Source organism: Paenibacillus sp. 1A_MP2 (assembly GCF_052244825.1).
Classification (GTDB): Bacteria; Bacillota; Bacilli; order Paenibacillales; family Paenibacillaceae; genus Paenibacillus; species Paenibacillus vandeheii.
The window spans coordinates 2,397,846-2,423,067 of the sequence record NZ_JBQQCS010000001.1; the positions used below are offsets into that span (position 1 = coordinate 2,397,846).

The following is a 25,222-nucleotide window of genomic DNA, read 5'->3' on the forward strand; positions in this document are numbered from 1 at the left end:
TGAATTCCGTCACCCACGTCTGTTTCAAAGACGTTATTGGGCCATTGGGTTATACCCAGTGGCTAACTAGACTGAAATACAACAACATCGTCTTCTAAAAAAAGTTTTATATATCCTTACCTATAGCAATAGCATTTGTTTAAAGCTGTCTCATGACAAGTGGCTTTCTCGACATCACCCATGCTGAAATGAGCAAGGCGAGAGCCACTAATATTCCCGATTCTCCAGTCCATAGCAGAACGTTCTTGCCACTGGAAGATATATCGAAGGCATCCTGAATCACGGCATTCCAACATGCATGAAGGAGAATCGCAGGCCATATGCTGCCCGTTGTTAAGCGCAATCGGCTGATCATATAGCTGAAAGAGGTTACTGAAATCATAAACAGGACAACCGATAAGGCTGGATATGGACCGGAATAATAAATTCCTAAAAGCATTACAGGAAGATGCCATACACCCCAAATAATTCCGCTCGTCAGCACGGGTTTAGGTACACGGGCATTAATTAGTCGAGTGAGCATGTAGCCCCTCCAGCCGAGCTCTTCTCCTGAACTGCTGATCACACCAATTGCAGTACCCGCAAACATCTGAAAAAGTATCGTTCCTGCAAGGATAACGCCAGATGGGCCTTGAATGAATGAATCCGGTGTGACGTACTGGACCAGTCCCGTAATCCAGGCAATTCCATAAGCAAACAAACCAATGACGACTGGAAACAGCAAGATGAAAGGTAACGACTTCAATGTCTGCTTCCCCCAATCCGCAGGGAAATGTCTGAGATGCCTTCACGTAGGACGATACGGGCGAAGATGGAGGACAAGCCCGGTGTCCACATAAGCAGCAGACCAAAAATCGGTGCTTTCGTGATCAGTACATAACTGAGGATGGAGAGCGGGATGAGCATGGCGAAGTATACATACAGCCCCCGCCTGGCCGATTGAATCTGAGCCTTTTCCTCGTCTGAACCTGTGTTAGGGTTGGTGCTAAGATTTGTTCTCATTGTGATAGCTCCTTTAATCAAAATATGTATGTCGCTTTGCAGTATAACAGTGGATATATCCTGATCAGAACAAACTCCAGCCCAGTTTTTGACCAAGACTCTAGCCCAGTAGGAACAGGACTAAAGTATAGCAACGAGGTTTGAAAAATGAGGTGAACCGAGGCAATCCCTAAACAGTATAAATTCGCACAACAACTTGTTGACAGCACAAAGAGCACGTATCAAACGCGCTCTTTGTGTGTTTATTTTTCTCTGGCTGCCATATTTTTTATAATCGCGCTGGCAATTCGATTCGATTATGCGTTCATATCCGTGATCGCCGGAATGTTGATCTCTTTTACACAGGCTGCTTTGGACAGGCTGACGATGCATTTTACGATAGAAACCATATCCTGAAGAGGGATGCGTGTACCATTATATTCGGAAAGAGCGCGGTCAATGCCATCTTTATACGGAACTTCCGCTGCAAGCTCCCCCGGGTTAATACACGTAACCGCAATCCTGTCGTGTCTTGTATGTTCTCTCAAGGCCTCCGTAATCCCTCGAATGGCAAATTTGGAGGCTACAAAAGAAACCTGGCTACTGTTTGCATTGCTTAGACCTGCAGTTGAGCCGATCAGAATTATTTTGCCAGCTGTGGATTGTCTGAGATGGGGCAATAATGCCTGAATGCAAACAATAGCGGATGTTATATTCACATGAATCAGATTACTGATGTCGGCAGGGGTGTCCTTATCGAACGTATAGTGGTCCTCAAACCCCTCTTTTTCCCAAATGCCTACATTGTAAATGAGAACATCCAGTGCCTCGTTCTGGAGTTTATCGACTACAAGTGTGGCTGCATTGAGATCAGACAGATCTGCCTGTATCCATATTCGTTCTACACCATCGTTAAGCTTCAAATTATCAGGTTCGGTTCGAGACACTACCCATACTTTATCGCCTTGATCGGGCACCCCTCTCACAAATGCATCTCCTAATCCTTTGCTAGCACCAAATACGAGATAGGTTTTCAATTAAATCGCTCCTTCTTTTTAAAGTGTCAGTCTATGGGTACCCGCTCAAAAAGCAGGCTCTTTATTTTCCACCAGTATAATTTCTTTTCCTTGTTGTTGCCTTAATGCTATATTTTCCCGCCCCCATGTACACATTACATCCATAATCTTATTAGCGGTAACTCCATACTCCGTAAGACTGTATTCGACTTTAGGGGCATCTGTTGTTACACATGTCTTCTGACAAGGCCGTCCCTCTCAAGCTCGCGTAATTGCTAGATGAGACCTTTTGCGAGATACCGTCTATACTGCGCTGTAATTCTCCTGTCCTTTTTACGCCGGACATTAATAAACAAATGATTAGCGCTTTCCATTTGCCGCCAATAATTTCGAGTGTCGCTTCGATTCCCAGGTTATATTGCTTCATGACATACCACCTCGTTCATGTTACATCTTGTAAATGTGGTATAACTATTCATTTTCTCACAATAGCGCTGATGAAGTCCATACATACTTTGAAGTAACCATCTTACTTTCGGGTGTGTATTTTCTTTTTTCGGGCTGTAGAGAGGTAGTCACACCATTCAAAGCCAGCATCAATCATGTTGGCGCCGTAGCGTTACCGTATTTTGCAGTGTTTGGTGCCTCATTTCAAGCTACTGATGAAGAAATTAACCAAAGTGCACAAGAGTATATCCGTTATATCCATAAGTATCAGAGTGAAGTTGGGAATCTATTGATTTAAGAAATCTACTTCATTACCACTGCGGTATTTTAAAAAAAGTATGTCCAAAGTGGTCCTACGGTCCAGCGTCCCCGGTAGCTCCACAATATTGGAGAAGGTAAGGGCTGCGAGCGTAGATAATAATTGAAGCGTTCATTGCAATCCCCGATGTTTGTATGTAGGATTCCAGCCTGGAACGAAGGTTAGTAACCTCTGAGAGTCTCTTTGTGTATAAAATAGTATAGTATACTAGAGAAAACGTGTGGTCTCATTTTAGTCTCAACTCTAAGAGAAAGAGGTATAAACGCAGCATGTACCCGCTATCGGTTAACCAAAATGATTATGCAGCGCGAATCATCGGATTCGCTCGGGAAAAGCAGGATTTCGCCAGCTGGTTAAACTTGTCGGAGGCCGATTCACGGATCTTTTCCGTCTCCGGGATCGGAGGTATTGGGAAAACGACGCTTCTGACCGAGCTTGCCCATGTGGCAAGAACGGCTGATGTGCGGACCATCTGGATGGATGGAAGAATTTCCATGCAGACGACAGGGGCGTTTTTGACGCATCTGGAAATGAGCCTGGAGGTGGAATACGGCCGAATGCGCAGCGCAGACATGCCCAGCTTGCACATGTCATAGAGGAATTGACGGGACAGCGAACGGTGCTCCTGATTGATAACTGTGAAAATCTGGAACGGATCGAAAGCTGGCTTCTGTCCAGCTTCCTTCCAAGACTGGTTGGAGCACAGTGTCTGTTCGTGTTTGCTTCACGGATTGGTCTGCCCGTGACGTGGCAGGCAAATCCGATATGGGGACAACGAATCGATAGTTTCCAGTTAGAGTTGTTCTCCCGCAAAGAGGTGTTTGATTACGTGCAGGCAAGCGGATTGCCTGTTTCCGTGCAACGGGAGCTTGAGTACCGGACAAGCGGTCATCCGCTGCTGCTTGCACTGACTGTCGACATGCTTCGGCGGCAAGACGGGGAACCGCGGTTGTCACAGCTTCCGGGCATACTAAGCGCGGAGTTTTTGAAGGAAGCGGCTTTGCCTTGGATGGTAGAGGCTTTGCAGGTGATGTCCATTCTCCCTTCCGCTGATCAAACGATCCTCAATCAGCTGTTGGAAAAACCGCTTACAGCCTCGGAGTATATGGACCTCGGCAGACTATCCTGTGTTCGAAGAGAAGCGGACGGCTTGAGTCTCCACCAGTTGGTCTCCTGTATGCTGCGCGAGGATTACGAAAAGCGTGACCCGGGACAGTATCAATCCATGCGCTCCAGGGTATTGGAACTGCTGGTGGAGAGATATCCAGCAGCAACTAAGCTGGGACAGATGCAGATCGCAGCGCATGTGCTGGAGCTGTACCGGGAACAACTGCCTGCTGTGCATGCCTATGCTGATTTTTCTGGCATACGTCAGCAGCATTATGAGCAACAAGCATCCTTGAATCCGAACGAACTGCCCCTGCTGCACCGCTATCTGGAGGCCTCGCTGGCCAGAGGCGATTGGCAGTCGGAACTGGTGGAGAGTGGGCAGCATCATGCATTGCTGGACGATATTGCACGCGTTGCTCCCGAAGGACTTCGCTTAATTCGCAACGGTGACGGCATGCCGCTGGCGTTCTGTGCGGGTTTGTGGCTGAGTGAACGCACATGGCCGTTGATCGAACGTTATGCGCCAGCTTTGGCTGAACTCATGCCCAAACTAGCTGATGATAACGGGTATGATGCGAGACGTGATGGAGATACAGTATGTGTATTGCTGGCTGCGGTGGATGTGGAGCAGCCGTATTATCGCCCGGAGGAGCTGGGGGCCATGCTGTTCCAGAACTGGCTCATTGATACGGCAAACGGCCTGCGTGCGATCATCCCCGCGGCAGACCCGCAACTCGGCACACTCCTCTCGCAGTTGGGCTTCGACAGAGGAGGCAGTATTCCAGATGAGCGCGTGCCATCTAGACGCACCGGGGGAGAGCAGGTAACGTTGTGGGAGCTGGATTTTCGCCAAATCACGTTCGAGATATGGGTCAAACGATTGCTGCAACAAAGCTTGCACGATAGCGGACGAGTGGAGGGGGCGCTGCGTGCCGTTCCCTGGAGTGAAATGAAGCAAATGGTCCAGCATATGTATGATGACTCGTTTTTGGAAGCCCTACCCTCTCTGAAAGCGGCCGGTTGTGAGCCAACGTCGGCAAGGGAACTAATTCTGTGCCTGCTTACAGAAGTGACACCGCGGTATCCGCTCACGGAGTTCGAGCAGCGCATTCTGAGGGATGGCTACCTTCAGCGGAACTTCCGCAAATCGCAGTTGGCTGAAGCCTTACATATGAGCCGTGCGACCTTCTACCGCCATGTACGGCAGGCATTCCAGCATCTGGGTTATGCCTTCACGGAGGCTTGGACGGAATGGATTGCGACGAAGCGATGTAATATTGGGCTGGTTCCAATGCTTCCGACTCAGCAGGAGCTTCCCCTCGGGGAAGCTCCTGCCCTGTATGAATTCCCTTTGGGAGGAAATGGCCCACTGATTCTGGCGGAGTTGCAGCCAACATCGTTATGACGTCTGAGTATCATATCGCCTATGTTACATGGTGAAAAGGAGGAGTCATTATTGATTAAACAAAAAATTGTGATCATTGGCGCAGGGATTGTCGGGGCGTCCATGGCCTATCATCTGGCCAAACGAAACCAGGATGTAACCCTAATTGAACGACACTCCGCGGCGGCATGTGAAGTCACGGATAAATCTTTTGCCTGGATACATACTTCTCATAGAGTGGCTCCCGAATACTGGCATTTGTACGATGCAGCTTTGGAAGAATATCATGCGCTTCAGCAGGAGATACCCGAATTGAAAATTCATTGGCATGGAGCGCTGACTTGGGACACTCCGCCCCTAAGGGAGCAACTCCACTTTCAAAAATTAAATCGTGAGCAGCTTGAAGCATTGGAGCCAAATCTGAAGGAATATCCGGATGAAGCGATGTATGTTAGCGAAGAAGGTGCAGTAGATCCTATAGTGTTAACGGAGCTGTTGTTGAACAAAGCGCAGGAGTACGGAGCAAAGGTTCAGTTCGGTACCAACGTTACACAACTGCAGCAAGAAGATTCCCGCCTGGTTGGCGTCCATACGTCCAAAGGTTTTCTGGAGTCGGATGTCGTGGTATTGGCCGCAGGTACAGGTGTCTCCGAACTTTGCAACCCGTTAGGTTGTTCCGTGCCGGTAACGTCGTCGCCCTCCATTCTGATTCGAATGAAAACGACGAATAAGCTGATCCATACATTGATCTCGAATGCGCAATTTGAAGCGCGTCAACTGACAGATTATACACTGCTGGCTGCGGAAGATTATATCGACGAGTCGGAGGAAAACGGACCAGAGGCTGTTGGTAAACGGGCATTCGACACGTTGCGTCGCAGTCTGAAGGGAGGAAATCAATTGGAACTGGAAAGCATAAAGGTCGGGCAGAGACCTATGCCTGAAGACGGCTATCCAATCGTGGGTTTCCAAGATCACATAAAGGGACTTTATCTGACAGTGATGCATTCTGCAATTACGCTGGCTCCGCTGATTGCACGTTTGGCTGCAAGTGAAATTATCGAACGAGAATCTAGAAGTGAATTAGAACCTTGTCGAATCTCCCGATTTTAGGACCATACGAAAAATAAAAGAGTACATCGCAAAATGATCGATGTACTCCATACTACAAATATTACATACTTCATATCTGCTTAATTCTGTTATTTCTCTCCGGTAGCCACCGGATTCTCCTCATAACTAATCCAGTCACTCCAGCTCCCGGAATACAACTTCACGTTCGAATATCCCGCTTCTTCCAGCGCAATCACGTTCGGGCAGGCAGAGACGCCAGAACCACAATACACGATAATCGCGCCATCCTTTTCCAGCTTACTGAAACGTTCCTCTAATCCTCCAACACCCGTCCAGCGTCCATCGGCATCCAAGATATCTTTCCAAAAATAATTCAGTGCGCCTGGAATATGTCCAGCCTTGGCAGTTCCTACAAATCGGCGAAGCGTCGAGCGTCGCGGGGGCTATCCACACGGTGCTGCCACTCCGCCGAAGTCTGCTTTATATCCTCAACACTTGCCGTCATCTGTGGTTGCAGGTTCACTAAGAACGAAGATGGAAAACTGGACCGGCACATCCACGGGGAGGCAACTATTTTTTATACTAAACAATGAAAAGCAAACTTGGAATTGAGAGGGAAATGATTGTGTTATATGTAAATACAATTTACAATAACAACTGTAGAAAAATACATATTTTAGGGAGCGTAAGATGAGAAGAAAATGGATGTTGGCGTTGTTAAGTGTGATTATATTGTTTGGAGTTGTACCTGTACCTGCATATGGGGCTGAAGCTTCTAGAAATTCTTTAGTATGGTACGGTTATAATGACGATGGAAAATTGGTTGGTATTAATGTTACGACATTCACAGGCAATAAAAGCATAACAAAATCTATTTTTCCTAAGGAAGTTTCAAATTTAAAATTGGTTGGAGAGTGGATATATTTTCTGGTTGTAGACGAGAGAGACGAGTGGACTTATCAGATCGCTAAAATTAAGAAAGATGGTTCAGCGTTTACTTATGTAAACAAAGATGCAGATTTTGCAAGTTTTGATGTTCTAGGGAACATGCTTTATTTTGTCAAAAAGGAAAAGCGCGAGAGTATGCCCGATGCGTTGTCTTTCGGCTCAATGAGAATAGATGGCACAAGCGAACAGACGATATTATCTAAATCTCCTTTTTATAGTTTTGAGATAAACAACGGGTACATATACTATACAAACCGTGATAATGACAAATTTTATCGTATGAAGACTGATGGTACAGGTGCTAAGGCATTGTCCTCAAAAGGTGTATCGACATACGCGTTTTTTGGCGACGTTTTGTTTTTCTCGGAGATGGTGGATGGAGGCTATAGTTACCTAGGTGTCTTTGCAGATCAGAATGGAACCAGAAAAAAAACATTTGCTTCATATCCTTATATTTATCCTATAGCATATGTAAATAATAAGTTATTTTATAGAAGTAATATGGTAGACAAAAATGGCTATAATAAGAGTGATATGTATGTTTATAATCGATATACAGGTAAAAAGAATAAGTTGCTTTCTTTAGATGCTAATGATCGATTTTTGGGAAAAGTAGGGGATGGTCTTGCATTCCTGTCTTTTAAGGAAGGCACTGTATATAAGCTTGGATATGATGGGAAAGTGAAAAAATAAATAATTTGCCCTGGTTCAAAATAGATATACCATCGCAACAAAGATTTCGAGACTAGTAAAAGCCCACGGTGATCGTGGGCTTTTTGTGTACTTAACTTTACTTATTTTTTATATTTCTCTCCGGTAGCCACCGGATTCTCCTCATAACTAATCCAGTCGCTCCAGCTCCCGGAATACAACTTCACGTTCGAATATCCCGCTTCTTCCAGCGCAATCACGTTCGGGCAAGCAGAGACGCCAGAACCACAATACACAATAATCGCGCCATCTTTGTCCAGCTTGCTGAAACGTTCTTCCAACGCCCCAGCACCTGTCCAGCGTCCCTCCGAGTCTAGCACATCTTTCCAAAAATAGTTCAGAGCGCCCGGAATATGTCCAGCCTTGGCATCAATCGGTTCCTCCAGACCGGCGAAGCGTCGAGCATCGCGAGAATCGATCAGTACAGCTGAGCCGTCAGTAGACGCTTGCTGTACATCCTCCACACTTGCCAGCAGTCCTGGCTGCACATTCACTTCAAATGAAGCTGGAATCTGAATCGGCACATCCGTGGTTACCGGAAACTTGGCATTCTGCCAGGCAGAGAACCCTTCGTCCATAACATACACCTGTTCATGTCCCAGATAACGTAGTAACCACCACAACCGCGAGGCGTTCATGCCGCCCTGATCATCGTAGGCAATAATACGTGCATTCGAGCCGATGCCAGCTTTGGAGAGGCGATTTGCCAGTACAGCCGGATCTGGAAGCGGGTGACGGCCTCCGTGGGTAGATACAGGAGCGGACAGATCCTTTTCCAGATCCAGATAAACTGCACTTGGAATATGCCCCGCTTCATAAGCTTCTCTCCCGGTATTGGGTTGACCAAGCAGGAATCGGCAATCGGCAATGACGACATCCGGTTCGTACATTCTGGCGAGCAGCCAGCGCATGGATACAATATTTTTCATGAAAACACACCGCCTTATATGTAATGGGATGGATTTAACCGGAATCTGCGTGATGCAGGTTCACAGGTTCCAGTTGTTTTTTTCAAATATTCAAATACAAACGCAAGTTACACCACTGTAGGTTCGACGGGTCCTTTTCCAGCTACAGGAGCATCTGAGGGAATGGGCTGTGGTTTGGTTTTGCCATACCGGATGAAGATCCATACCCCGAAAATAATGACAACCCCGGCTGACATCTGAAGCCCATTGAGAGATTCGCCTAGCAGCATCCAGGCCAGCAGTGAGGAAAATACAGGTTCGCCCAGTACCCCCATCGATACTGTCGTAGCATTCATATATTGAAGCAGCCAGTTGAAGAGATAATGCCCAAATATCGTTGGCACGATGGCGAGCAGCAGGAAAATTCCCCACTCGGAAGCCGCATAACCGCCAAACGGGTGACCATTAACCAGATTATATACCGCAAGTGTACAGGCAGCTACGAAAAATACCCAGAAGTTATAGGAGAAGGCACTTAGTCCAGCACGCAAAAACTGTCCTAGCAGCATGTGTACCGCCACAGCAATTGTCCCGAGCAAAGAAAGAATGTCCCCTCGCAGCGCTGTGCCTGCCAACTGGAAATCTCCAGCACCAATAGCGATTGATCCGAGCAGGGCGATGCCCATGCCGATGATCATCATACGGTTGATTTTGGCTTTGAACAGCCAGACGGAACCGGCCAGAATCAATATAGGCTCCAAAGCAAGAATGACCGTTGAACTGGCTACACTCGTGAGCCGAAGCGATCCCATCCAGAGCAGGAAATGGAGGGCCAGCATGACACCGGATGCGAGCAGCAAAGCCCATTGTCTGAAATTCAAACGCATCATCTCATGCCGGAATTTCCACACAAAAGGCAGCATGAGCAGATTGGTGAGGAACAGTCGGTACATCGCAATGACGGCGACATCGGCTGAGGACCAACGTACAAAGATGGAAGAAAATGAAATGGCAATAATGCCGACAAAGAATAGCAGAAAGATCGACCTGCCGGCACGGTTCAAGCTAGTCATGGATGTAGCTCCTTCTTGAAGTCAAATGGCGTAAATCAATTTATTATACAGGACAATGCCTCCGCAGGAAAAGTATAAGAGAAGAAATAGATAAGTAGATTGTAACCGGGCTTGTAACTATTCTGTCATTCTCCAGGACCATTTTTCTATTAATCTTCTATATAGAGACATGAAACGATATAATGTACCAATAATCGGGAAAAAATGAAAGTAAGGAAGTGGCCTGGAAGTGAGAGTTCAACAACAGAGAGCGGGAGAGAGTGGCGGCATTCCGCATAGAACAAGCCGAACCAAGACGCATGGACGAAGAAGAATCCGGTATGGGAGACTGAGTGCTGCACTGGTGCTTCTGGCACTGCTCATTATCGGTTTAACATATGCATTCATTGGCATGACGCACTGGATCAAGGATTATGTAGCACCCCCTCCAGTAGCTGCAATTGAACAGCCAACCAAGCTTGGCATGATTGAAATGACTCCGGAGACCAAAGAGGAGCCTGCGCGGTTCCAGGGTCAGGTGCGCAAGCTGGCATACATAACGTTTGATGATGGACCAAGTGAATATACCGATCAATTGCTGGATATTTTGAAGCAGCATGAGGCAAAGGCAACCTTTTTCATGATTGGGCGCCAGTTAAATCAGCACAAGGAAGCGGTGGAGCGGCTTTTCAAAGAGGGCAGTTATCCGGGTCTTCACAGCATGACACATAACTATAACAAATTGTATAAGAGCGGAAACTCCGCTAATTTTGTGAAGGAGTTCAAGAAGGAGCAGAAGATGGTCCATGACCTCATTGGCTTCACACCACACCTGATTCGTGCTCCATATGGCAGCAGCCCACAGATTGGAGAAGACTTCAGGGGCGACATTGCCGCGGCCGGATTCAAAATGTGGGATTGGACCACCGATTCTCTCGATTGGAATTTACCGGGTCAGCCGGACAAAATCGTGGAACGTGTCAGCAGCAGTGTGCACCGGGATAAGGAAGTGATCCTGATGCATGAGCGGGAACAGACCGTAGAGGCACTACCGCTCATTTTAAAACTTCTTGAAGATCGGGGCTATGAGTTTGAGGTCTACGATCCGAGCGCCCATTGGGTGGCTAATTTTAGCGGGGATACCCGGTTATAAGCAATAAGCAGGCATTTTGCATAAATACTGAAATAAGCGATAAGTCATCGAGCGATAGATGCAAGAGAGGAGGCACTCCGAGGTGCTTAGAAGAAAAAAGATAGCTCTGGCCGGGGTCAGCATATTGCTGGCTCTGCTTGTCAGTGCTTGCGGTCAGCCGCAGGTTCCTGCGGCAAATCAAGTCAATCAACTGATTCTTACCGATCAGGAGATGAACCAGAGCTTGAAGGAGATTGTCCGTCATGAACGGGAAGACATGGAGTTGTACGGATCGATTTTGAGTAAAGGAAAGAATAGAAACAGTAACCTGGAGGCTCTGCTGGATCAGGCGGACGGACATATTTCCGAGCGAAGAACTCTGCTTGAACAGGCTGAAGCGGTAATGAGCAGGACAAAAGAACAGATGGAAGAACTGCGAACTTCGCTGGATGAGTTATCCTTTGAAAAGAAGAGAACCTGGCTCAGGCTCACACGGTATTGGATCAATATGAGCAAAGAGCTGCTTCGTTTGCAGCGTTTGTTGCTTCCTACAGACAGAGTCTTGATGCGGACGAGCAATTATATTCATTGATGAGAGGCAGCGTGGAGCCTAATCTGGTCAAGATCAAACGTGCGATTCGGGAACGGAACAGCCAATATGCCAAAGTGGCCGAGTTAAGACAACAGTTCAACAAGCAGACGAAAGCGTTCAACGGAGCCAACGCAAAGCTTGTGCAAATGGAGCAAGCCGGCTGATTACTCATGGTGTCAACGGGCTATTGAACATTTGCATGATTGAGCGTCTTGTCAGCCGTGTAAGTAATACTAAGCTGTCAAGTTAACAAGTCAGGCAACATGGACAAGCATCATTGCGTATAAGCTAACGGAGGTGTTCATATGCGAAATACTATGAATATTAGTGCATCATTACTTGTTTTGGTTATGGGATTCTCGCTTGTGGCCTGCGGCAACAGTAGCCCTACTGCTCAGCCGCCCGCGAATAATACAGAAGAACAGACGACGGCACCAGGGAAGCAGCCTGAGGAAAGTGCTGTGATCGAAGCTGAAGGCATTTTGACCGGATGGGCAGACCCGCACACGGTTGAAATTCGTGTGAATGAGGAACCAATGTCTTTCCAGGTGGGTGAGGATGTGCAGAAGTCTTTTGATGACATTGACGATGAAGATTCCGTTCAATTCAAATATGTAGAGAAGGCCATTGAAGGCGACACGACGGTCAAACAATTGGTGCTTACGGAAATTGCCAAGGTCAAGTCCGATGATGACAATAACGGTTCGAATGCAGGCGGTAATGTTACCTCGGATCGTCCAAAGACGTCTGAGTTGGAAGTGACTGTAGAAGGCATGACCGAAAAGCGCCCGGTTACATTGGCTCAAGCCAAAGGATACTCGTTATATGTCTTTGAACCAATGACATTTGATGCGGGAGATCATGAATTGACCATGAAGATTGATCCGGATTACGAGGTAGAGATTGAAAAACTGCCTTCGGATTATAACCTGAATGAACTGAAGGTGGATGCGAAGAAAGAACTGACAGAAACCGGAGCGGTCGAGCAATTAAGTGAGGAAAAGCTTAGCAATGGCCCCATGAAAGAGGCAAAATTGTTCATGATGTCTCAAAATAATAAGAAAACAGAGTATTTCATCGTAAAAGAGCTGGATGGTACTGGCTTTGCTTTCCATATCCATGCACCGGTTGGCGAACCATCAGAAGGCTTCATGCCAATGGTTTATGCCTCCATTAATTCCATCATGAACGAGTAAGCTTGCTTGGATAAGTTCCTCGCCCAATTGTATTTTTCTTGTCAATCGATGCAAAAATGAATTACCATTTAATTCAGCTGTATCAGATCCTGGGGCGAATGAGGGGTTATTGAATGCGAGAAAGAAAAATAAGGGATATCCGGGTAACAGATGTTCATGATATTTATTTGCTGAATCAGGAATTCAATCCGAATTTGCAAGCATTCTCCGAGCAGCGGGTTAAGGCAAAGATTGAAGTCATTACAACGAAAACCAATGATAAGATTTTGGTGTGTGAGCAGGATAACGAAGTCATTGGCTACATCCATGGAAGTCCATATGAGTTGCTTTTTGCCGACTCTCTACTGAATATTTTGGGCTTTGTTGTGAAGGAGAAGGCTAGAAATCAGGGTATAGGCAGCCTGTTGATCGAGTCTCTGGAGCAATGGGGAAAGAATAACGGTTACTCCGGAATTAAACTACTGTCACATCCAAGTCGAATCCCAGCTCACCAATTTTACGAACATCGTGGATATGTATTTACAAAGGATCAGAAAAATTTTATTAAAACATTTCAATAGGTCATCTTTTTAAAAGAGTCGGGAGGAACGATGCGATAGGCATCGTCCCTCCCGGCTTTCTTGCCGTATGTCTATTCAGTTTGCTGGGCCAAACCCATTTGGCCTATTCTGTGTCAGGTTAAATTTGCAATCGACTTACGTATTAAACTTCTTTACGCCATATTAGGCCATGTGGGAGAATGGAGGAAGTTATTTGAGTCGTTGAATTGAAGAGGAGGGATCGACGATGCTGCTAAAGGATCGTTTCCAAGGTTGTTTCATTGGACTTGCCGCGGGAGATGCACTGGGAACTACAGTGGAATTCAGCAGTCCTGGCACGTTTGAGCCTGTTACCGATATTGTGGGCGGAGGTGTATTTGATCTGGTTCCGGGACAATGGACGGATGATACGTCGATGGCCCTCTGTCTGGCCGAAAGCCTGGTGAGAAAGAGAGCTTCGATCCCGCGGACCAGATGCGCAGATATACGAATTGGTACCAGGTCGGTTATATGAGCAGTACGGGAACCTGCTTTGATATTGGCGGTGCTACTCGCAATGCACTTGAGCGGTTTGCGGCAACCGGTGAAGCGTATAGTGGCTCAACCGACCCGATGACCGCGGGCAATGGTTCGATCATGAGGCTTGCACCCGTAGCCATGGCCTATGCCAACGAGCCGGATCAGGCAGTGCAGTATGCTCGGTTGAGTTCCAAAACGACACATGCCGCTGTTGAAAGTATGGAAGCATGCGAAGTGCTGACGGCGATATTGGTTGCAGGACTGCGCGGAGCGGACAAGGACGTCATGCTGCAGCCTCAAACCTGTCGCCAGTGGAGGGACGAGAAATCTTTTTCACCCGCGATTGAAGAAGTTGTCCAAGGATCATACCGCCATAAAGCACCGCCTGAAATTCAGGGGAGCGGTTATGTTGTTCGTTCACTTGAAGCAGCGTTATGGGCATTCCACCAATCCTCGACCTTCGAGGAAGGTGCGCTTCTGGCAGTGAATCTGGGTGATGATGCGGACACCACGGGAGCGGTGTATGGGCAAATTGCCGGAGCCTATTATGGATTGAGCGGTATCCCGGCACACTGGCAAGAGAAGCTGGCCATGCGAGATACGCTGATTGAATTTACGGAGGCATTGTGGTCAAAGGCGGAAACAAGATAGAAGAGACAGGAGAAGAGAACATCATATGCGTAAGTCAGAATCATCTAATACGGAATTGGGAGTTTCGAAATCCGCTAAGCGAGGGGCGTTTCCCTTATCCCTTTTATGCCTGACGGTAGGGGCTTTTGCTATTGGCATGACGGAATTTATTATTATGGGGCTACTGCCCAATGTAGCAACGGATTTGAATGTGAGCATTCCGCAGGCTGGACAACTGATTACGGGCTATGCGCTTGGCGTGGCAGTTGGTGCGCCTATACTAACTGTGTTCACCCACAAGATTCCGCAGAAAAAACTGCTGGTGCTGCTGATGTGTATTTTTATCATCGGTAACGCGTTGTCTGTTATTGCTCCAACTTATGGGCTGCTTATCTCGGCACGTATTCTGACGGCATTTGCCCATGGTACGTTTCTGGGAGTAGGCTCGCTGATGGCAACACGGCTGGTTGCACCGGAGAGAAGGGCAGGGGCGGTATCCGTTGTACTGGCTGGATTAACGATTGCCAACATTATTGGTGTGCCTTTTGGAACATTTATCGGGCAGCAGCTCGGGTGGCGTTCATCGTTTGGGGCCATTACCATTCTAGGTATCATCTCATTGATTGGCATCATTCGTTTCATTCCGGTGATCCAGCAGGGACCCCCAGCAAATCTGGGCCAGCAATTCCGGAATCTGGTTCGACCACAGGTGTTATTGATACTACTTATTGGTGCGCTGGGTTGTGGAAGTCTGTTCGCTGTGTTCACCTATATTACACCGATGCTAGTCGATATTAGTGGTTTTGCTGAGCAAAGCGTGACCTGGATTCTGGTGCTGTTCGGTGTCGGGGTTACTTTGGGCAATATGCTTGGGGGCCGTCTGGCGGACTGGAAGCTGATGCCTTCCCTGATGGTTAACTTCGGTATACTGGCAGTTCTGTTAGCAGCATTAACGCTGACGCTGGACAATCCGTATCTGGCGGTAATCACCATATTTTGTTGGGGCGTTGCGGCTTTTGGTATTATGCCAGGGCTGCAAATTCGAATTATGAATATGACCCGTGAAGCACCACTGCTGGCGACAACGTCGAGTCACTCGGCCTTTAATCTGGGGAACGCAGGCGGTGCCTATTTGGGCGGGTTTGCAATTACGCATACGGGGCTAATCTCGGTACCGTTATATGCAGCAGTTATTGCGGCACTTGGATTGCTGGGACTACTCATTAGTGTGACAATGGAACGCAAAACACGCTTGCCAGAAATCGTAGAGGTCGCTGAGGCAGCGCCGGTAAACTGAAAAGACAGTCAGAAAGCTTCAATTCTCCTGCTGAACACGGAGAGTTGAGGCTTTTATTTGGTTTCACACATACTCCTGTTTCCGTTCTCCACTTTCAGTTTTTTAGAATAACCTCGAAAAGAGATATACTTTTTAAAGGAAATACAATGGAAATTTAAGTATTTAGATACTTTATAAGTTATTTAATGCGGTATAATGGAATTGATTGGGAAATAAAAATTCATGTTCTCATTTTTGTTCAAGAGGCAGTTAAGGGAACAGACCAATATATACGGAAAGGGGGTGAAGTTCACGTTATTTATGTAAGGGCTTTCAAAATATAGGTCCTATGAAAGGCCTGCTTTAAGTTTGTTCACACATACCAAAATTTAAGTTGGAACAGGAGAAGTGATGATATGAAAAAACGCTTGTCTGTCATTTTAAATCTTTCAATAGCTGCTGCATTTTTTGTGCCAACGATGGCTTTCGCCACTGAATCGAAGGAAGGTGTGTCCGCCGCCGCTCTGCAGGAAATTGGAAGTGGAACTACGAGTGTCTCGAACTACGAAAATGAAAATAGCTTGGCTGCAAGTGCGGTGATACCCGCACCGCCCGGTTATGATTCATACCGCAACAACATCCCACACGGAAATATGAATCTGATCTCATATTATTCCACAACGGTTGGCAATGCACGCAAAGCAATGGTGTATACACCGCCAGGATATTCTCCGAATAAAAAGTATAACGTTCTGTATCTTTTGCATGGCATTGGCGGGGATGAGTATGAGTGGGTTAACGCCATGAAACCGAAGAATATTCTGGACAACCTGTATTCCGAAGGCAAGCTGTCAGACATGATCGTAGTCTTCCCGAATGGCCGCGCCATGAAGGATGATCGCCCGATCGGTGACATTTATGCCCCGGATAAAGTGGCTGCATTTGAAAGATTTGAACAAGACTTGCTCAAGGATCTGATTCCTCATATCGAAGCCAATTATCCAGTGTACAAAGACCGCAATAGTCGTGCGTTGGCCGGTCTGTCCATGGGTGGTGGACAATCCCTCAATTTTGGGTTGAAGAATCTGAATACTTTCGCCTGGGTGGGCGCCTTCTCGGCAGCTCCAAATACAAAGTCGGTTTCCGAACTGGTTTCCAATCCGGGACAAGTCGCAAGCCAACTTAAATTGCTGTGGTTATCCTGTGGATCGAGTGATGGTCTGTTATGGGTCAGCCAGAACTTCAAAAACGGCTTGAGCAGCATGAACATTCCACACACCTGGTATCTGGATGTAGGCGGACACGAACCGTCTGTCTGGAACAGCGGGTTGTACCAGTTTTCTCAACGCATCTTTAAGTAATTACCAGCCTTCATGCAGTAAATGACTGTCAGCCTCAGTTCTGTATATACAGAGCTGAGGCTTTTGGCACGTGAGTTAAGCCATCAACTTGGTTCTCCCATCCTCGAATGATGGGCTCTAATGCTGCTAACATTTATAATAGACTGATATTTTCACAAAGGGTTGAGCGCTACCGAATCTGAGACACGTTATCTAAGGGTTTGAAGCGCCTGCAGCAGGTTAAGGAACCTGAGACACGTTATTTCGCAATTTGAGGCCGTTTGTAGCGTTTTTTTAGAGAATTTCAGGAAATAACGTGTCTGGTGTTCCTTACGTTTGAAAGAGAGGGCTTATTGTCCAAATAAGGCGTCCTCAGTTCCTTAGCCTAGAAAAAGAGCACGCAAACCCACAAGCCTCGGTTCAGGGCAAGGAGCTGCGAGGAGCTGCGGGGGGCCATGAAACGGACGATAAGCAAGAGCATTGGTTAAGTGGCATGCCAGAGTTTGAAGACACGCTCCAGTTCTTTCTCTTCAACAATTGAGTATTCGGTCGTATAGGCGAGTGTTCATGTTATAAGCGTTTGTTGATTGTTTTATATAGGTTATCTCTAAGAGGGAGTCGATGACATGTTTTACTACAAAGGTGCGTTCAGAGAAACGGACAATTTTATCTATTTCAAAAGTGATGTTCAATTAGTCGAGAATGATGTTGTTATATTCGGAGAGAAAAAATATTTTATCGAAAGTGTCGAGAAAGAATTCCTCATCCTTCAGAAAGTGGGCTCCATCGTTTCAGTGAGTGTATAAATCTTCGCGAATAACTTCCCTTTTTCAAGTGTACGTGCACTTCTGGGCACACGCCTACATACAATAAATCGACCCTGTTCCCACATGTGCTCAGGCCAGATCGTTGTAAAACTGCAGGAGGTGTCATCTGTGCCCGGATTGTTTACCGCAATTGCCCTTTTCATCAAAGAGTTAACGTTACTCGTCTCGTATGTCAAAAATAATGCATTTCCCCAGCCACTGGCTGAGGATGATGAAGCCAAACATTTACGCCTTATGGCTGAAGGCAACGCACATTCACGTAATTTGCTTATCGAACACAATCTGCGCCTCGTCGCGCATATCGTCAAGAAATTTGACAATACTGGCGAAGACCAGGAAGATTTGATTTCGATTGGAACGATTGGTTTGATTAAGGCGATCGAAAGTTTTCAACAAGGCAAAGGGACCAAACTCGCTACGTTTGCTGCCCGCTGTATTGAAAACGAAATACTTATGCATTTGCGTTCCCTGAAGAAAACACGCAAAGACGTATCTCTACATGATCCAATCGGAACGGACAAAGAGGGCAATGAAATTACATTAATCGATATTCTCGGAACAGAAGCCGACGACGTTGTAGATAAGGTGCAACTCAAGATTGAAAAAAGTAAGATTTACCGCAATCTCGACATCTTGGATGATCGGGAGAAGGAAGTTGTTATCGGCCGATTTGGCCTTGAGGCAGGCGGGGAAGAGCGCACCCAACGCGAGATAGCCAAGGAACTTGGCATCTCACGCTCCTATGTTTCACGGATTGAGAAGAGGGCGCTAATGAAGCTGTACCATGAATTTTATAAGCAAAAGAGTTAGAAATCTAGAACTCTCATTAACCCGGAAATGTATCCAGCTTTATTCCACAATAGAGCCAATAAAAAAATAAGAAGCTTTCCTGGACAATCTCGTCCAAGGGAAGCTTCTTTGGCTAAAGACCAGCTAAACGCATATTTATCAGTATTGCTTTTCGAAGTTAAGCTTCAGCCAATGAAGGATTCGCTCGACTACTTCCATATACCGCTGGCCGACGAGCAATCCGGTATGGGTCGTGTCCCACAGCCCTGCATATTCAGCGCCAAGCTGTTCTGGCAGTCAATTGACCTCTTCGCTCCTCATCATCGGATTCTACGGCTTTGATGACGAGGCTCGGACATGTAATTAAATCGCCGTTGATGGATACACCTCCGCTTGACCCAAATGCTGCCGAGAACGTGAGAAATGCCTTCGATGACTCCATTTGCAGATATTTACGCTGGAATGCAATGTCTTCTGCTGTTTCGTCGATGCTGCTTTGCTCCTCACGGGCCGGGGAGGGATGACAATGTCAGGTATAATTCGATTTCTCTCAACTATTTCATTTACTGTATCTTGGAGTCAATTGGACGTGAGTGTCCATCCTGGATGACCTCCTGGAACAGTTCTTTGGATTCCGTAGGCCATGTACCCTGCTTTAAAAGTGCTTCCAAATCGCCTATGGTCACCGGGCGTGCGTGTCGTTTGAGCACGTATCCGAGCTGCCCGTTTGGTTCCATCGTGGCCGTTTCCAGATCGGCAATACTTGTAATTCCTTTTTCCCGCAACTGCATCTCCAATTGATCTACCGAAAAGCGCATGCGTTTCAAATTCGGCAGATTTAACTTCCCGTCCTCCACGACAACCTTCGATTTCCCACTCATCAGTTTTTCAAACCAATTAAACTTCAATTGCAATTGTTCAACGATCAGGAGCATGAGGATAAATACCGCAGCTGACCCGATTGCTTTGCCAAGCTCATGGTTCGCGATAGGCTGCACAATCGTGGTCCCGATCGAGATAATGATAACGGTGGTAGCGACACTCATCTGCGTGATTGATTTGCGTCCAGCAATCCGCAGTAAAATCATGCCAATCAGTACAAGTAAGATGGATTTCCAGATCCAGTCCATTGGTTGTATTCCTTTCTGCACCAAATCATCTGTTTATTTCTTAGCCTGTTCTTGATTTGGTTGAAATATACAATTGATTAGGACAAGAGATATAGATAAGGAAAATAGTCCTGATATTATAAGGACCATTATACTACATCCTAAAATAAGGAAATGACCGATATTATGATGGAGAGCTTTTTCTAGCAAAATGAGGAGTGATACAGCGTACAATGTATACGAACCTAATACAAAAACACCTTTCTCAAGGAGATATTGAAGGAGCAATGAAGCAAGTAGCAACGATTGGTCAAAAAAAGGATACATCACAATTGTCTTCCCTGATTGATCTACTGAAATCTACGGAAAACAAAGACCTTCGCAACGAAATCGCGATCGCTTTATCTGACATTGGAGATGATCGAGCAGTCGAACCTTTAATTGAAATCATCACAGACCCCAAGACATCAGGAAGCAGAGGCACGTTGCTGTCCGCTCTTGAAAACCTGAATTATATAGTACATATAGAGAACATTATTCCATTTATCGGTGATTCCAGTCTGGAAGTGAGTGCGCAGTCATTCATGCTGCTGGAGCAAACGATGGATAGGTTATCGGAATCACAAAACCTTAGGTGTCAACAACGAATTGAGTTCCAAATCTCAAATAACCAAAGCAAGCTTTTGGAAGTTGCATTGGACATGTTGAAGAAATGGAGGGAATCTGCTGTAGGAACAAGATGAATCCACTCCTTTCAATCTCACCTCCCTATCGTTTACAATAAGGAATTGAATGCAGCAGATGAAGGAGCGGGTCATATTGGCAAAACAGAAATACTATGTCGTCTGGGCAGGTAAGCAGCCTGGCGTATACAGCACCTGGGCAGAATGCAAGGCACAGACAGATCATTTTACCGGAGCAAAATATAAATCGTATGAATCGAAAGCTGCTGCCGAAGAGGCATATCGTGCAGGATGGAAAGGAAACTGGGGTACGGGAGCAAGCGGATCAGGCAGTGCTTCGAAGACGAAGTCTGGCAGTAGCGGAAGAAGCGCAGGCATGGAGACCTCTGCAGAAATCGACTATGACAGCATCTCGGTGGATGTGGGTACGCGCGGGAACCCAGGTCCGGTAGAATACAAAGGTGTGAATACCCGCACGGGTGAGATCATTTTCTCGGTTGGTCCCATTGCGAAGGGAACAAACAATCTTGGTGAATTTCTGGCCATCGTACATGCCTTGGCGTATCTCAAAAAGAGGGAAGCACCAAGACAGTCTATACAGACTCCGTCAATGCGATGAAATGGTTAAAGCAAAAAGCGGTGTCCACGACACTCGCAAGGGATGCTTCCACGGAAGAGATTTGGCTGATGATTGACCGTGCAGAGCAGTGGCTCCGAACGAATACGTACAGCAATAAAGTGCTAAAATGGCAGACCAAGCAGTGGGGCGAAATCAAGGCAGATTACGGCCGAAAATAGCCCAATTTCTCTACAATTTCTGTATTATTAATTTTCTATGAGAAACGATGTTTACAATTTCCAGTTTCCATTCTATAATCAGTTCATTATGATAAGTTACACATATGAAGGAGCCTGTCATCAGCGGGCTCTTTTATATTTATGGACCATGAAATCCATAGATTGTTAAAAGAGTATACTTTGCAGGAGGCAGACATGAGTTCCATTTATAGAAGTGAAGAAGGCAAGAGCAGCATACTTGAGGAATACGAAGCGTATGTTGAGCAATTGGGCGATGGTTTTACACGAGAGTACGTCGAGACACGTTTTGGACAAACGCATGTTTTATTAACAGGTCCAGAAGACGGTAAGCCGTTATTTATTCTCCAGGGCGGAAATTGTGTGAATCCGATGACGTTGTCATGGTTCTCTTCCCTATTCAAAGAATACCGGATCATCGCGCCGGATACGATCGGTCATCCAGGCTACAGTGAAGAAACACGAATTTCGGCAAGGTTTGATAGTTTGGCTTTGTGGATTTCTGATTTGCTGGACCACTACAAGATCGAAAAAAGTGCGTTTATCGGACCTTCCTTTGGAGGCGGAATTATCCTAAGATTGGCAACCTACATTCCGGACCGAATTGCATGTTCTGTTCTGGTAGCACCCGCTGGCTTGGCCATGGGATCCAAAATTAAAATGGCTCAGGATATCGTGCTGCCACTCGTCACGTACAGAATGACTTCTTCTCCTACTTCTTTGCAAAAGATCGCGGATATCATGTCATGCAGCTGTATGAAAGAAATAGATAAAAATATTATCGGGAAAATCTTCAAATACGTCAGTCTGGAGCAGGATATGCCGAAGCTTACAGAGCAGGAGGAACTGGTGAATTATACATCGCCAACACTACTGCTGGTGGGAGAGAAGGATGTCTTTTTCCCGGCAGATAAGGTCATTGAAAGAGCTGAGAAGATTATTCCGAATGTCAAAGCAGTCAAATACGATACAGGTCATTTTCCATCTCAAGATGTGTTAATCCAGATGAACCAGGAAATTCAGCAATTTTTACAGAAGAATTATTAAATTTAGAAATTTTTCAATATTTCCGCATGAATGTGATTCAAATTGCATCATTTGGTTTATATAGATGGTTGGCGATGAAACGCCTGTCTGTTGGAACCGAATGATGCAACATGCGGCAAGTCTTCCGATCGACAAGGTTGAAAAGAGGGTCTGTTATGAAAAAGGACAATTGCAAAATGGCATTGCAGCGCAATGTAATTTTAAATGATACATATCAGGTAAGACATCTTATGGCTAGCAGCGAGCTGGCTATTGTATATGCAGGAAGAGATCGAAATACAGGGGCGAAGGTAGCGATCAAGGAGTTTTCCCCAGAGACTGGCAGCACGACAGACCGACAAGCGGGGAGTGTTCTGTTCTTCCCGAGGGTTCAATGGTCAGTATCAGGAACTTCTTGCCGCATTTTTGGTAGAAGGAGAGCTGTTATCCACGCTGGAGCATCCTCATATTGTTCCGTATGTGGATCATTTTGAAGAAAATGACACAGGGTATCTTGTAATGGAGTACTGCTCAGGCATAACCCTGACCGAATATCTGATTGAGCGAAATCAAGCGCTGGATGCTGCATTTATTACGGAGACGCTGCTTCCGCTGGTAGATACACTGGACTATATTCATAAGCAGGGAATTCTTCATCGCGATGTGAAGCCATCCAATATTATGGTGATGGAAGACGGTACGCCCAAACTACTGGACTTCGGCTCCGCAGCTCGCTGGCCTGTACAATCCGGAGAAAAGCAGGCGATCTTTACCTCTGCAGGATATTCACCGCTTGAGTTCTATTCCGAGAAATCCAGTCAGGGACCGATGTCAGACATATACAGCCTGGCAGCGTTGCTTCATTATTGGACATGCGGGCAGCCTCCCATGGATGTAAAGCAGCGATTGTTCCGCGATGAATTACCGTCGGTGCGTTCTCATAATGAGTATGTGAACCGATGGCTCGCACGTGTGATTCACTGGGGATTGTCGGTCCGTTCCAAGCAACGCTGCAAGTCCCTCGCTTGGATTAAGAGATCGCTTCAAGTACAAGCCTGGATATGGAAAATACGCAAGCCTGGCACGGTAGAATGGGCCTTGTCCGAAAATGAACATACCCAGATTTACGAAGCGGAGCCGAAGAAACAGCATGAGACGGCTTGAATTCAGTATGGTTTTACCCATATAGTGAAGCTTAACATACGAGTCAGTTTGGTCCCTTCACGGATCGAGCTGGCTTCTTTTTTTGCAGCAAAACGCTGGAGCATATAAAGAAAAATTATTTCTTTTTTTTATTTATTTATGGAAGAATACTTCATTCTAATTCCAGAGTCTGCATATACTCCATTGGAAAGATGGAGTGATAAGCCAGGAAACTGACATAAGCGCCGACTCCCGTCTTACACCAAACTGAGGGGGAATGTTGTGTGACCACCAACAGAAAGGGCTTCATAGTATCTTTGCTGCTAGTCGTCATGATGTCTATGCTGCTTGCCGCCTGCGGAGGAAATGGCAATACGGCGGGTACGCCGAGTCCGGGAAGCACTGGGGAGGCGGGAACGCAAGCTGGGAAGCCGGTGACGTTGGAGTTCTGGACGATTGCGCTACAGCCAACCTTCAACGATTACTTCAACGATTTGATTTCTGCCTATGAGAGCAGCCACCCCGGGGTAACGGTGGAGTGGAAGGACTATCCTTATGATGCAATCTCCCAGCGTTTGTTGACCAGCACAGCCAGTGGCAAAAGCCCTGATGTTGTGAATCTCAATACCGAATTTGCCAGTCAATTGGGAAGCAAGGGAGCGCTGCTGAATCTGAACGAATACCTGACAGAGGAGGAAGCGAAGAGTTACTTTGAAGGTATTTATAATTCTACGGTTTTGGATGGCAAAGCATATGCGCTTCCATGGTACACAGGTATCGAAGTGCTGTTCATGAATACAAAGCTGGTGAAGGAAGCAGGCCTTGATCCGGCAAATCCCCCTCAGACCCGAGAGGAGCTGGTGGAGTGGGCTCGTCAGGTCCATGAGAAGACTGGAGTGGCCGGATATGCGCAGCAGCTCGTCTCCAAGCTGTTTCCAATTGACGGCATCCCGATTCTAAATGAGGACAAAACGGCCGCGGCTTTTAATACACCGGAAGCAGAGGCGATGATCGCTCATATGCGCGACTTGATGGCCGAAGGCGTGGTATTGAAGGAGGATGCGGAATTCAGCAAACAGATCCAGTATTTTTCCGGAGAGCAGGTAGCCTTCCAATTGTCGGGTCCGACGTTTATCAACTTCATCAAGAAGTCGGCGCCGGATGTTTACAAGAATACAATTGCGGTAACGCTTCCAACGGGCAAAGCGAACCTGCGGCTCTCCAATTCCATGGATCTCGTCGTGCCACAGAAATCCAAAAACCCTGAGCAAGCAGTGGAATTTGCCGCCTTTATCACCAATGCAGCGAATCAGACCGCTTTCTCTAAGGTAGCCAACACGCTCCCGTCAAGCAAAGCCTCCATTGAAGATCCGTTCTTTACGGAATCCGACGGTTCACTGGAAGCCGAAGCCAAGGTAGCCTCCTCCCAAAGTCTCGATAAAGCTACGGATTACATGGTCGGTGTGCCGAATGCAGGGGATATCAACTCGGCGCTTGCACGGGGCTTACAGGAAATTCTGATGAACGGGGCAGATATTAAAGAAACGCTCAATGCGGTGGAGAAGGAAGTTAACCGTATTCTTAGTCAGGATTCCTGATTTTTGGTGGTACAGCTTGATGAGGGGGAGCACTCCCCCTCGATCCTGAAGGAGAGG

The 25,222-nt window shown here is 46.6% G+C and carries 24 protein-coding genes and 3 pseudogenes; 19 read left to right on the top strand and 8 right to left on the bottom strand.

Going from position 1 to position 25,222, the window contains the following annotated elements; translation table 11 throughout:
* Positions 1 to 139: 139 nt before the first annotated feature.
* The 4 genes and pseudogenes from ACTWJ7_RS11705 to ACTWJ7_RS11720 form a co-directional block, all read right to left on the bottom strand.
* Positions 140 to 745, bottom strand: a complete 606-nt coding sequence (locus ACTWJ7_RS11705) for a CPBP family glutamic-type intramembrane protease (RefSeq protein ID WP_443145470.1) — start codon at positions 743 to 745, stop codon at positions 140 to 142.
* On the bottom strand, positions 742 to 1,002 hold the full coding sequence (locus ACTWJ7_RS11710) for a hypothetical protein (protein WP_443145471.1): 261 nt from the start codon (positions 1,000 to 1,002) through the stop codon (positions 742 to 744). The genes ACTWJ7_RS11705 and ACTWJ7_RS11710 overlap by 4 nt, the downstream gene beginning before the upstream one ends.
* Positions 1,003 to 1,298: 296 nt before the next feature.
* Positions 1,299 to 2,018, bottom strand: a complete 720-nt coding sequence (locus ACTWJ7_RS11715; protein ID WP_079351203.1) for an SDR family NAD(P)-dependent oxidoreductase — start codon at positions 2,016 to 2,018, stop codon at positions 1,299 to 1,301.
* A gap of 45 nt (positions 2,019 to 2,063) precedes the next feature.
* Positions 2,064 to 2,424 (bottom strand): annotated as a pseudogene (locus tag ACTWJ7_RS11720) (winged helix-turn-helix transcriptional regulator).
* Positions 2,425 to 3,032: 608 nt separating this feature from the next.
* Here ACTWJ7_RS11720 and ACTWJ7_RS11725 point away from each other — a divergent pair.
* Genes ACTWJ7_RS11725 through ACTWJ7_RS11735 form a run of 3 tightly spaced genes read left to right on the top strand, consistent with a single transcriptional unit; the run spans position 3,033 to position 6,370 of the window.
* Positions 3,033 to 3,359, top strand: a complete 327-nt coding sequence (locus ACTWJ7_RS11725) for a hypothetical protein (protein ID WP_443145472.1) — start codon at positions 3,033 to 3,035, stop codon at positions 3,357 to 3,359.
* A gap of 5 nt (positions 3,360 to 3,364) precedes the next feature.
* On the top strand, positions 3,365 to 5,278 hold the full coding sequence (locus tag ACTWJ7_RS11730) for a bacterio-opsin activator (protein WP_443145473.1): 1,914 nt from the start codon (positions 3,365 to 3,367) through the stop codon (positions 5,276 to 5,278).
* Between the two features lie 51 nt (positions 5,279 to 5,329).
* Positions 5,330 to 6,370, top strand: a complete 1,041-nt coding sequence (locus ACTWJ7_RS11735; RefSeq protein ID WP_301878093.1) for an NAD(P)/FAD-dependent oxidoreductase — start codon at positions 5,330 to 5,332, stop codon at positions 6,368 to 6,370.
* Positions 6,371 to 6,459: 89 nt separating this feature from the next.
* Here ACTWJ7_RS11735 and ACTWJ7_RS11740 read toward each other — a convergent pair whose 3' ends face one another.
* On the bottom strand, positions 6,460 to 6,720 hold the full coding sequence (locus ACTWJ7_RS11740; RefSeq protein WP_079351206.1) for a sulfurtransferase: 261 nt from the start codon (positions 6,718 to 6,720) through the stop codon (positions 6,460 to 6,462).
* Between the two features lie 301 nt (positions 6,721 to 7,021).
* On the opposite strand from ACTWJ7_RS11740, the gene ACTWJ7_RS11745 reads away from it, so the two are divergent.
* Positions 7,022 to 7,972: a DUF5050 domain-containing protein gene (locus ACTWJ7_RS11745; RefSeq protein ID WP_079351207.1), complete on the top strand. Its 951-nt coding sequence runs from the start codon at positions 7,022 to 7,024 to the stop codon at positions 7,970 to 7,972.
* 101 nt (positions 7,973 to 8,073) lie between these two features.
* Here ACTWJ7_RS11745 and ACTWJ7_RS11750 read toward each other — a convergent pair whose 3' ends face one another.
* Both ACTWJ7_RS11750 and ACTWJ7_RS11755 read right to left on the bottom strand, forming a co-directional pair.
* Positions 8,074 to 8,919 (bottom strand): sulfurtransferase, encoded by an 846-nt coding sequence (locus ACTWJ7_RS11750; protein WP_301878092.1) that lies wholly within the window; start codon positions 8,917 to 8,919, stop codon positions 8,074 to 8,076.
* Positions 8,920 to 9,026: 107 nt separating this feature from the next.
* On the bottom strand, positions 9,027 to 9,971 hold the full coding sequence (locus ACTWJ7_RS11755; protein WP_301878091.1) for a DMT family transporter: 945 nt from the start codon (positions 9,969 to 9,971) through the stop codon (positions 9,027 to 9,029).
* 229 nt (positions 9,972 to 10,200) lie between these two features.
* Here ACTWJ7_RS11755 and ACTWJ7_RS11760 point away from each other — a divergent pair, with 229 nt between their 5' ends.
* The 10 genes and pseudogenes from ACTWJ7_RS11760 (at position 10,201) to sigK (ending at position 18,811) form a co-directional block, all read left to right on the top strand.
* On the top strand, positions 10,201 to 11,103 hold the full coding sequence (locus tag ACTWJ7_RS11760; RefSeq protein ID WP_301878090.1) for a polysaccharide deacetylase family protein: 903 nt from the start codon (positions 10,201 to 10,203) through the stop codon (positions 11,101 to 11,103).
* An 82-nt stretch (positions 11,104 to 11,185) separates the two neighbouring features.
* Positions 11,186 to 11,674, top strand: coding sequence for a YkyA family protein (locus ACTWJ7_RS11765; protein WP_443145474.1), 489 nt, complete (start codon positions 11,186 to 11,188; stop codon positions 11,672 to 11,674).
* Positions 11,581 to 11,838, top strand: a complete 258-nt coding sequence (locus tag ACTWJ7_RS11770; RefSeq protein WP_443145475.1) for a YkyA family protein — start codon at positions 11,581 to 11,583, stop codon at positions 11,836 to 11,838. Before ACTWJ7_RS11765 ends, ACTWJ7_RS11770 begins: the two co-directional genes overlap by 94 nt.
* Positions 11,839 to 11,979: 141 nt before the next feature.
* Entirely contained in the window at positions 11,980 to 12,870 is an 891-nt protein-coding gene (locus ACTWJ7_RS11775; RefSeq protein WP_079351211.1) for a hypothetical protein, read from the top strand.
* A 113-nt stretch (positions 12,871 to 12,983) separates the two neighbouring features.
* Positions 12,984 to 13,430, top strand: coding sequence for a GNAT family N-acetyltransferase (locus ACTWJ7_RS11780; protein WP_301878088.1), 447 nt, complete (start codon positions 12,984 to 12,986; stop codon positions 13,428 to 13,430).
* Between the two features lie 226 nt (positions 13,431 to 13,656).
* Positions 13,657 to 14,579, top strand: a pseudogene (locus ACTWJ7_RS11785) (ADP-ribosylglycohydrolase family protein).
* 25 nt (positions 14,580 to 14,604) lie between these two features.
* Positions 14,605 to 15,855, top strand: a complete 1,251-nt coding sequence (locus tag ACTWJ7_RS11790) for an MFS transporter (protein ID WP_301878085.1) — start codon at positions 14,605 to 14,607, stop codon at positions 15,853 to 15,855.
* 395 nt (positions 15,856 to 16,250) lie between these two features.
* Complete coding sequence (locus ACTWJ7_RS11795) at positions 16,251 to 17,195, top strand: alpha/beta hydrolase (protein WP_301878084.1); 945 nt, start codon at positions 16,251 to 16,253, stop codon at positions 17,193 to 17,195.
* A gap of 605 nt (positions 17,196 to 17,800) precedes the next feature.
* Positions 17,801 to 17,980: a hypothetical protein gene (locus tag ACTWJ7_RS11800; protein ID WP_301878083.1), complete on the top strand. Its 180-nt coding sequence runs from the start codon at positions 17,801 to 17,803 to the stop codon at positions 17,978 to 17,980.
* Positions 17,981 to 18,109: 129 nt separating this feature from the next.
* Positions 18,110 to 18,811: an RNA polymerase sporulation sigma factor SigK gene (sigK, locus tag ACTWJ7_RS11805; protein ID WP_024628561.1), complete on the top strand. Its 702-nt coding sequence runs from the start codon at positions 18,110 to 18,112 to the stop codon at positions 18,809 to 18,811.
* Positions 18,812 to 19,353: 542 nt separating this feature from the next.
* Here sigK and ACTWJ7_RS11810 read toward each other — a convergent pair.
* Positions 19,354 to 19,920, bottom strand: a complete 567-nt coding sequence (locus tag ACTWJ7_RS11810) for a DUF421 domain-containing protein (protein ID WP_079349724.1) — start codon at positions 19,918 to 19,920, stop codon at positions 19,354 to 19,356.
* Positions 19,921 to 20,132: 212 nt separating this feature from the next.
* Between ACTWJ7_RS11810 and ACTWJ7_RS11815 the strand changes: the two genes are divergently transcribed.
* From ACTWJ7_RS11815 to ACTWJ7_RS11835, 5 genes and pseudogenes are all read left to right on the top strand, one after another.
* Entirely contained in the window at positions 20,133 to 20,642 is a 510-nt protein-coding gene (locus ACTWJ7_RS11815; RefSeq protein ID WP_079349723.1) for a HEAT repeat domain-containing protein, read from the top strand.
* Between the two features lie 76 nt (positions 20,643 to 20,718).
* A pseudogene (rnhA, locus tag ACTWJ7_RS11820) lies at positions 20,719 to 21,380 on the top strand (ribonuclease H).
* Between the two features lie 195 nt (positions 21,381 to 21,575).
* Positions 21,576 to 22,445, top strand: a complete 870-nt coding sequence (locus ACTWJ7_RS11825) for an alpha/beta fold hydrolase (protein ID WP_079349721.1) — start codon at positions 21,576 to 21,578, stop codon at positions 22,443 to 22,445.
* Between the two features lie 348 nt (positions 22,446 to 22,793).
* Positions 22,794 to 23,588 (top strand): serine/threonine protein kinase, encoded by a 795-nt coding sequence (locus ACTWJ7_RS11830; protein ID WP_443145476.1) that lies wholly within the window; start codon positions 22,794 to 22,796, stop codon positions 23,586 to 23,588.
* Positions 23,589 to 23,851: 263 nt separating this feature from the next.
* A complete protein-coding gene (locus ACTWJ7_RS11835; protein WP_301878080.1) occupies positions 23,852 to 25,165 on the top strand; it encodes an ABC transporter substrate-binding protein in 1,314 nt (437 codons plus the stop codon).
* Positions 25,166 to 25,222: the final 57 nt, after the last annotated feature.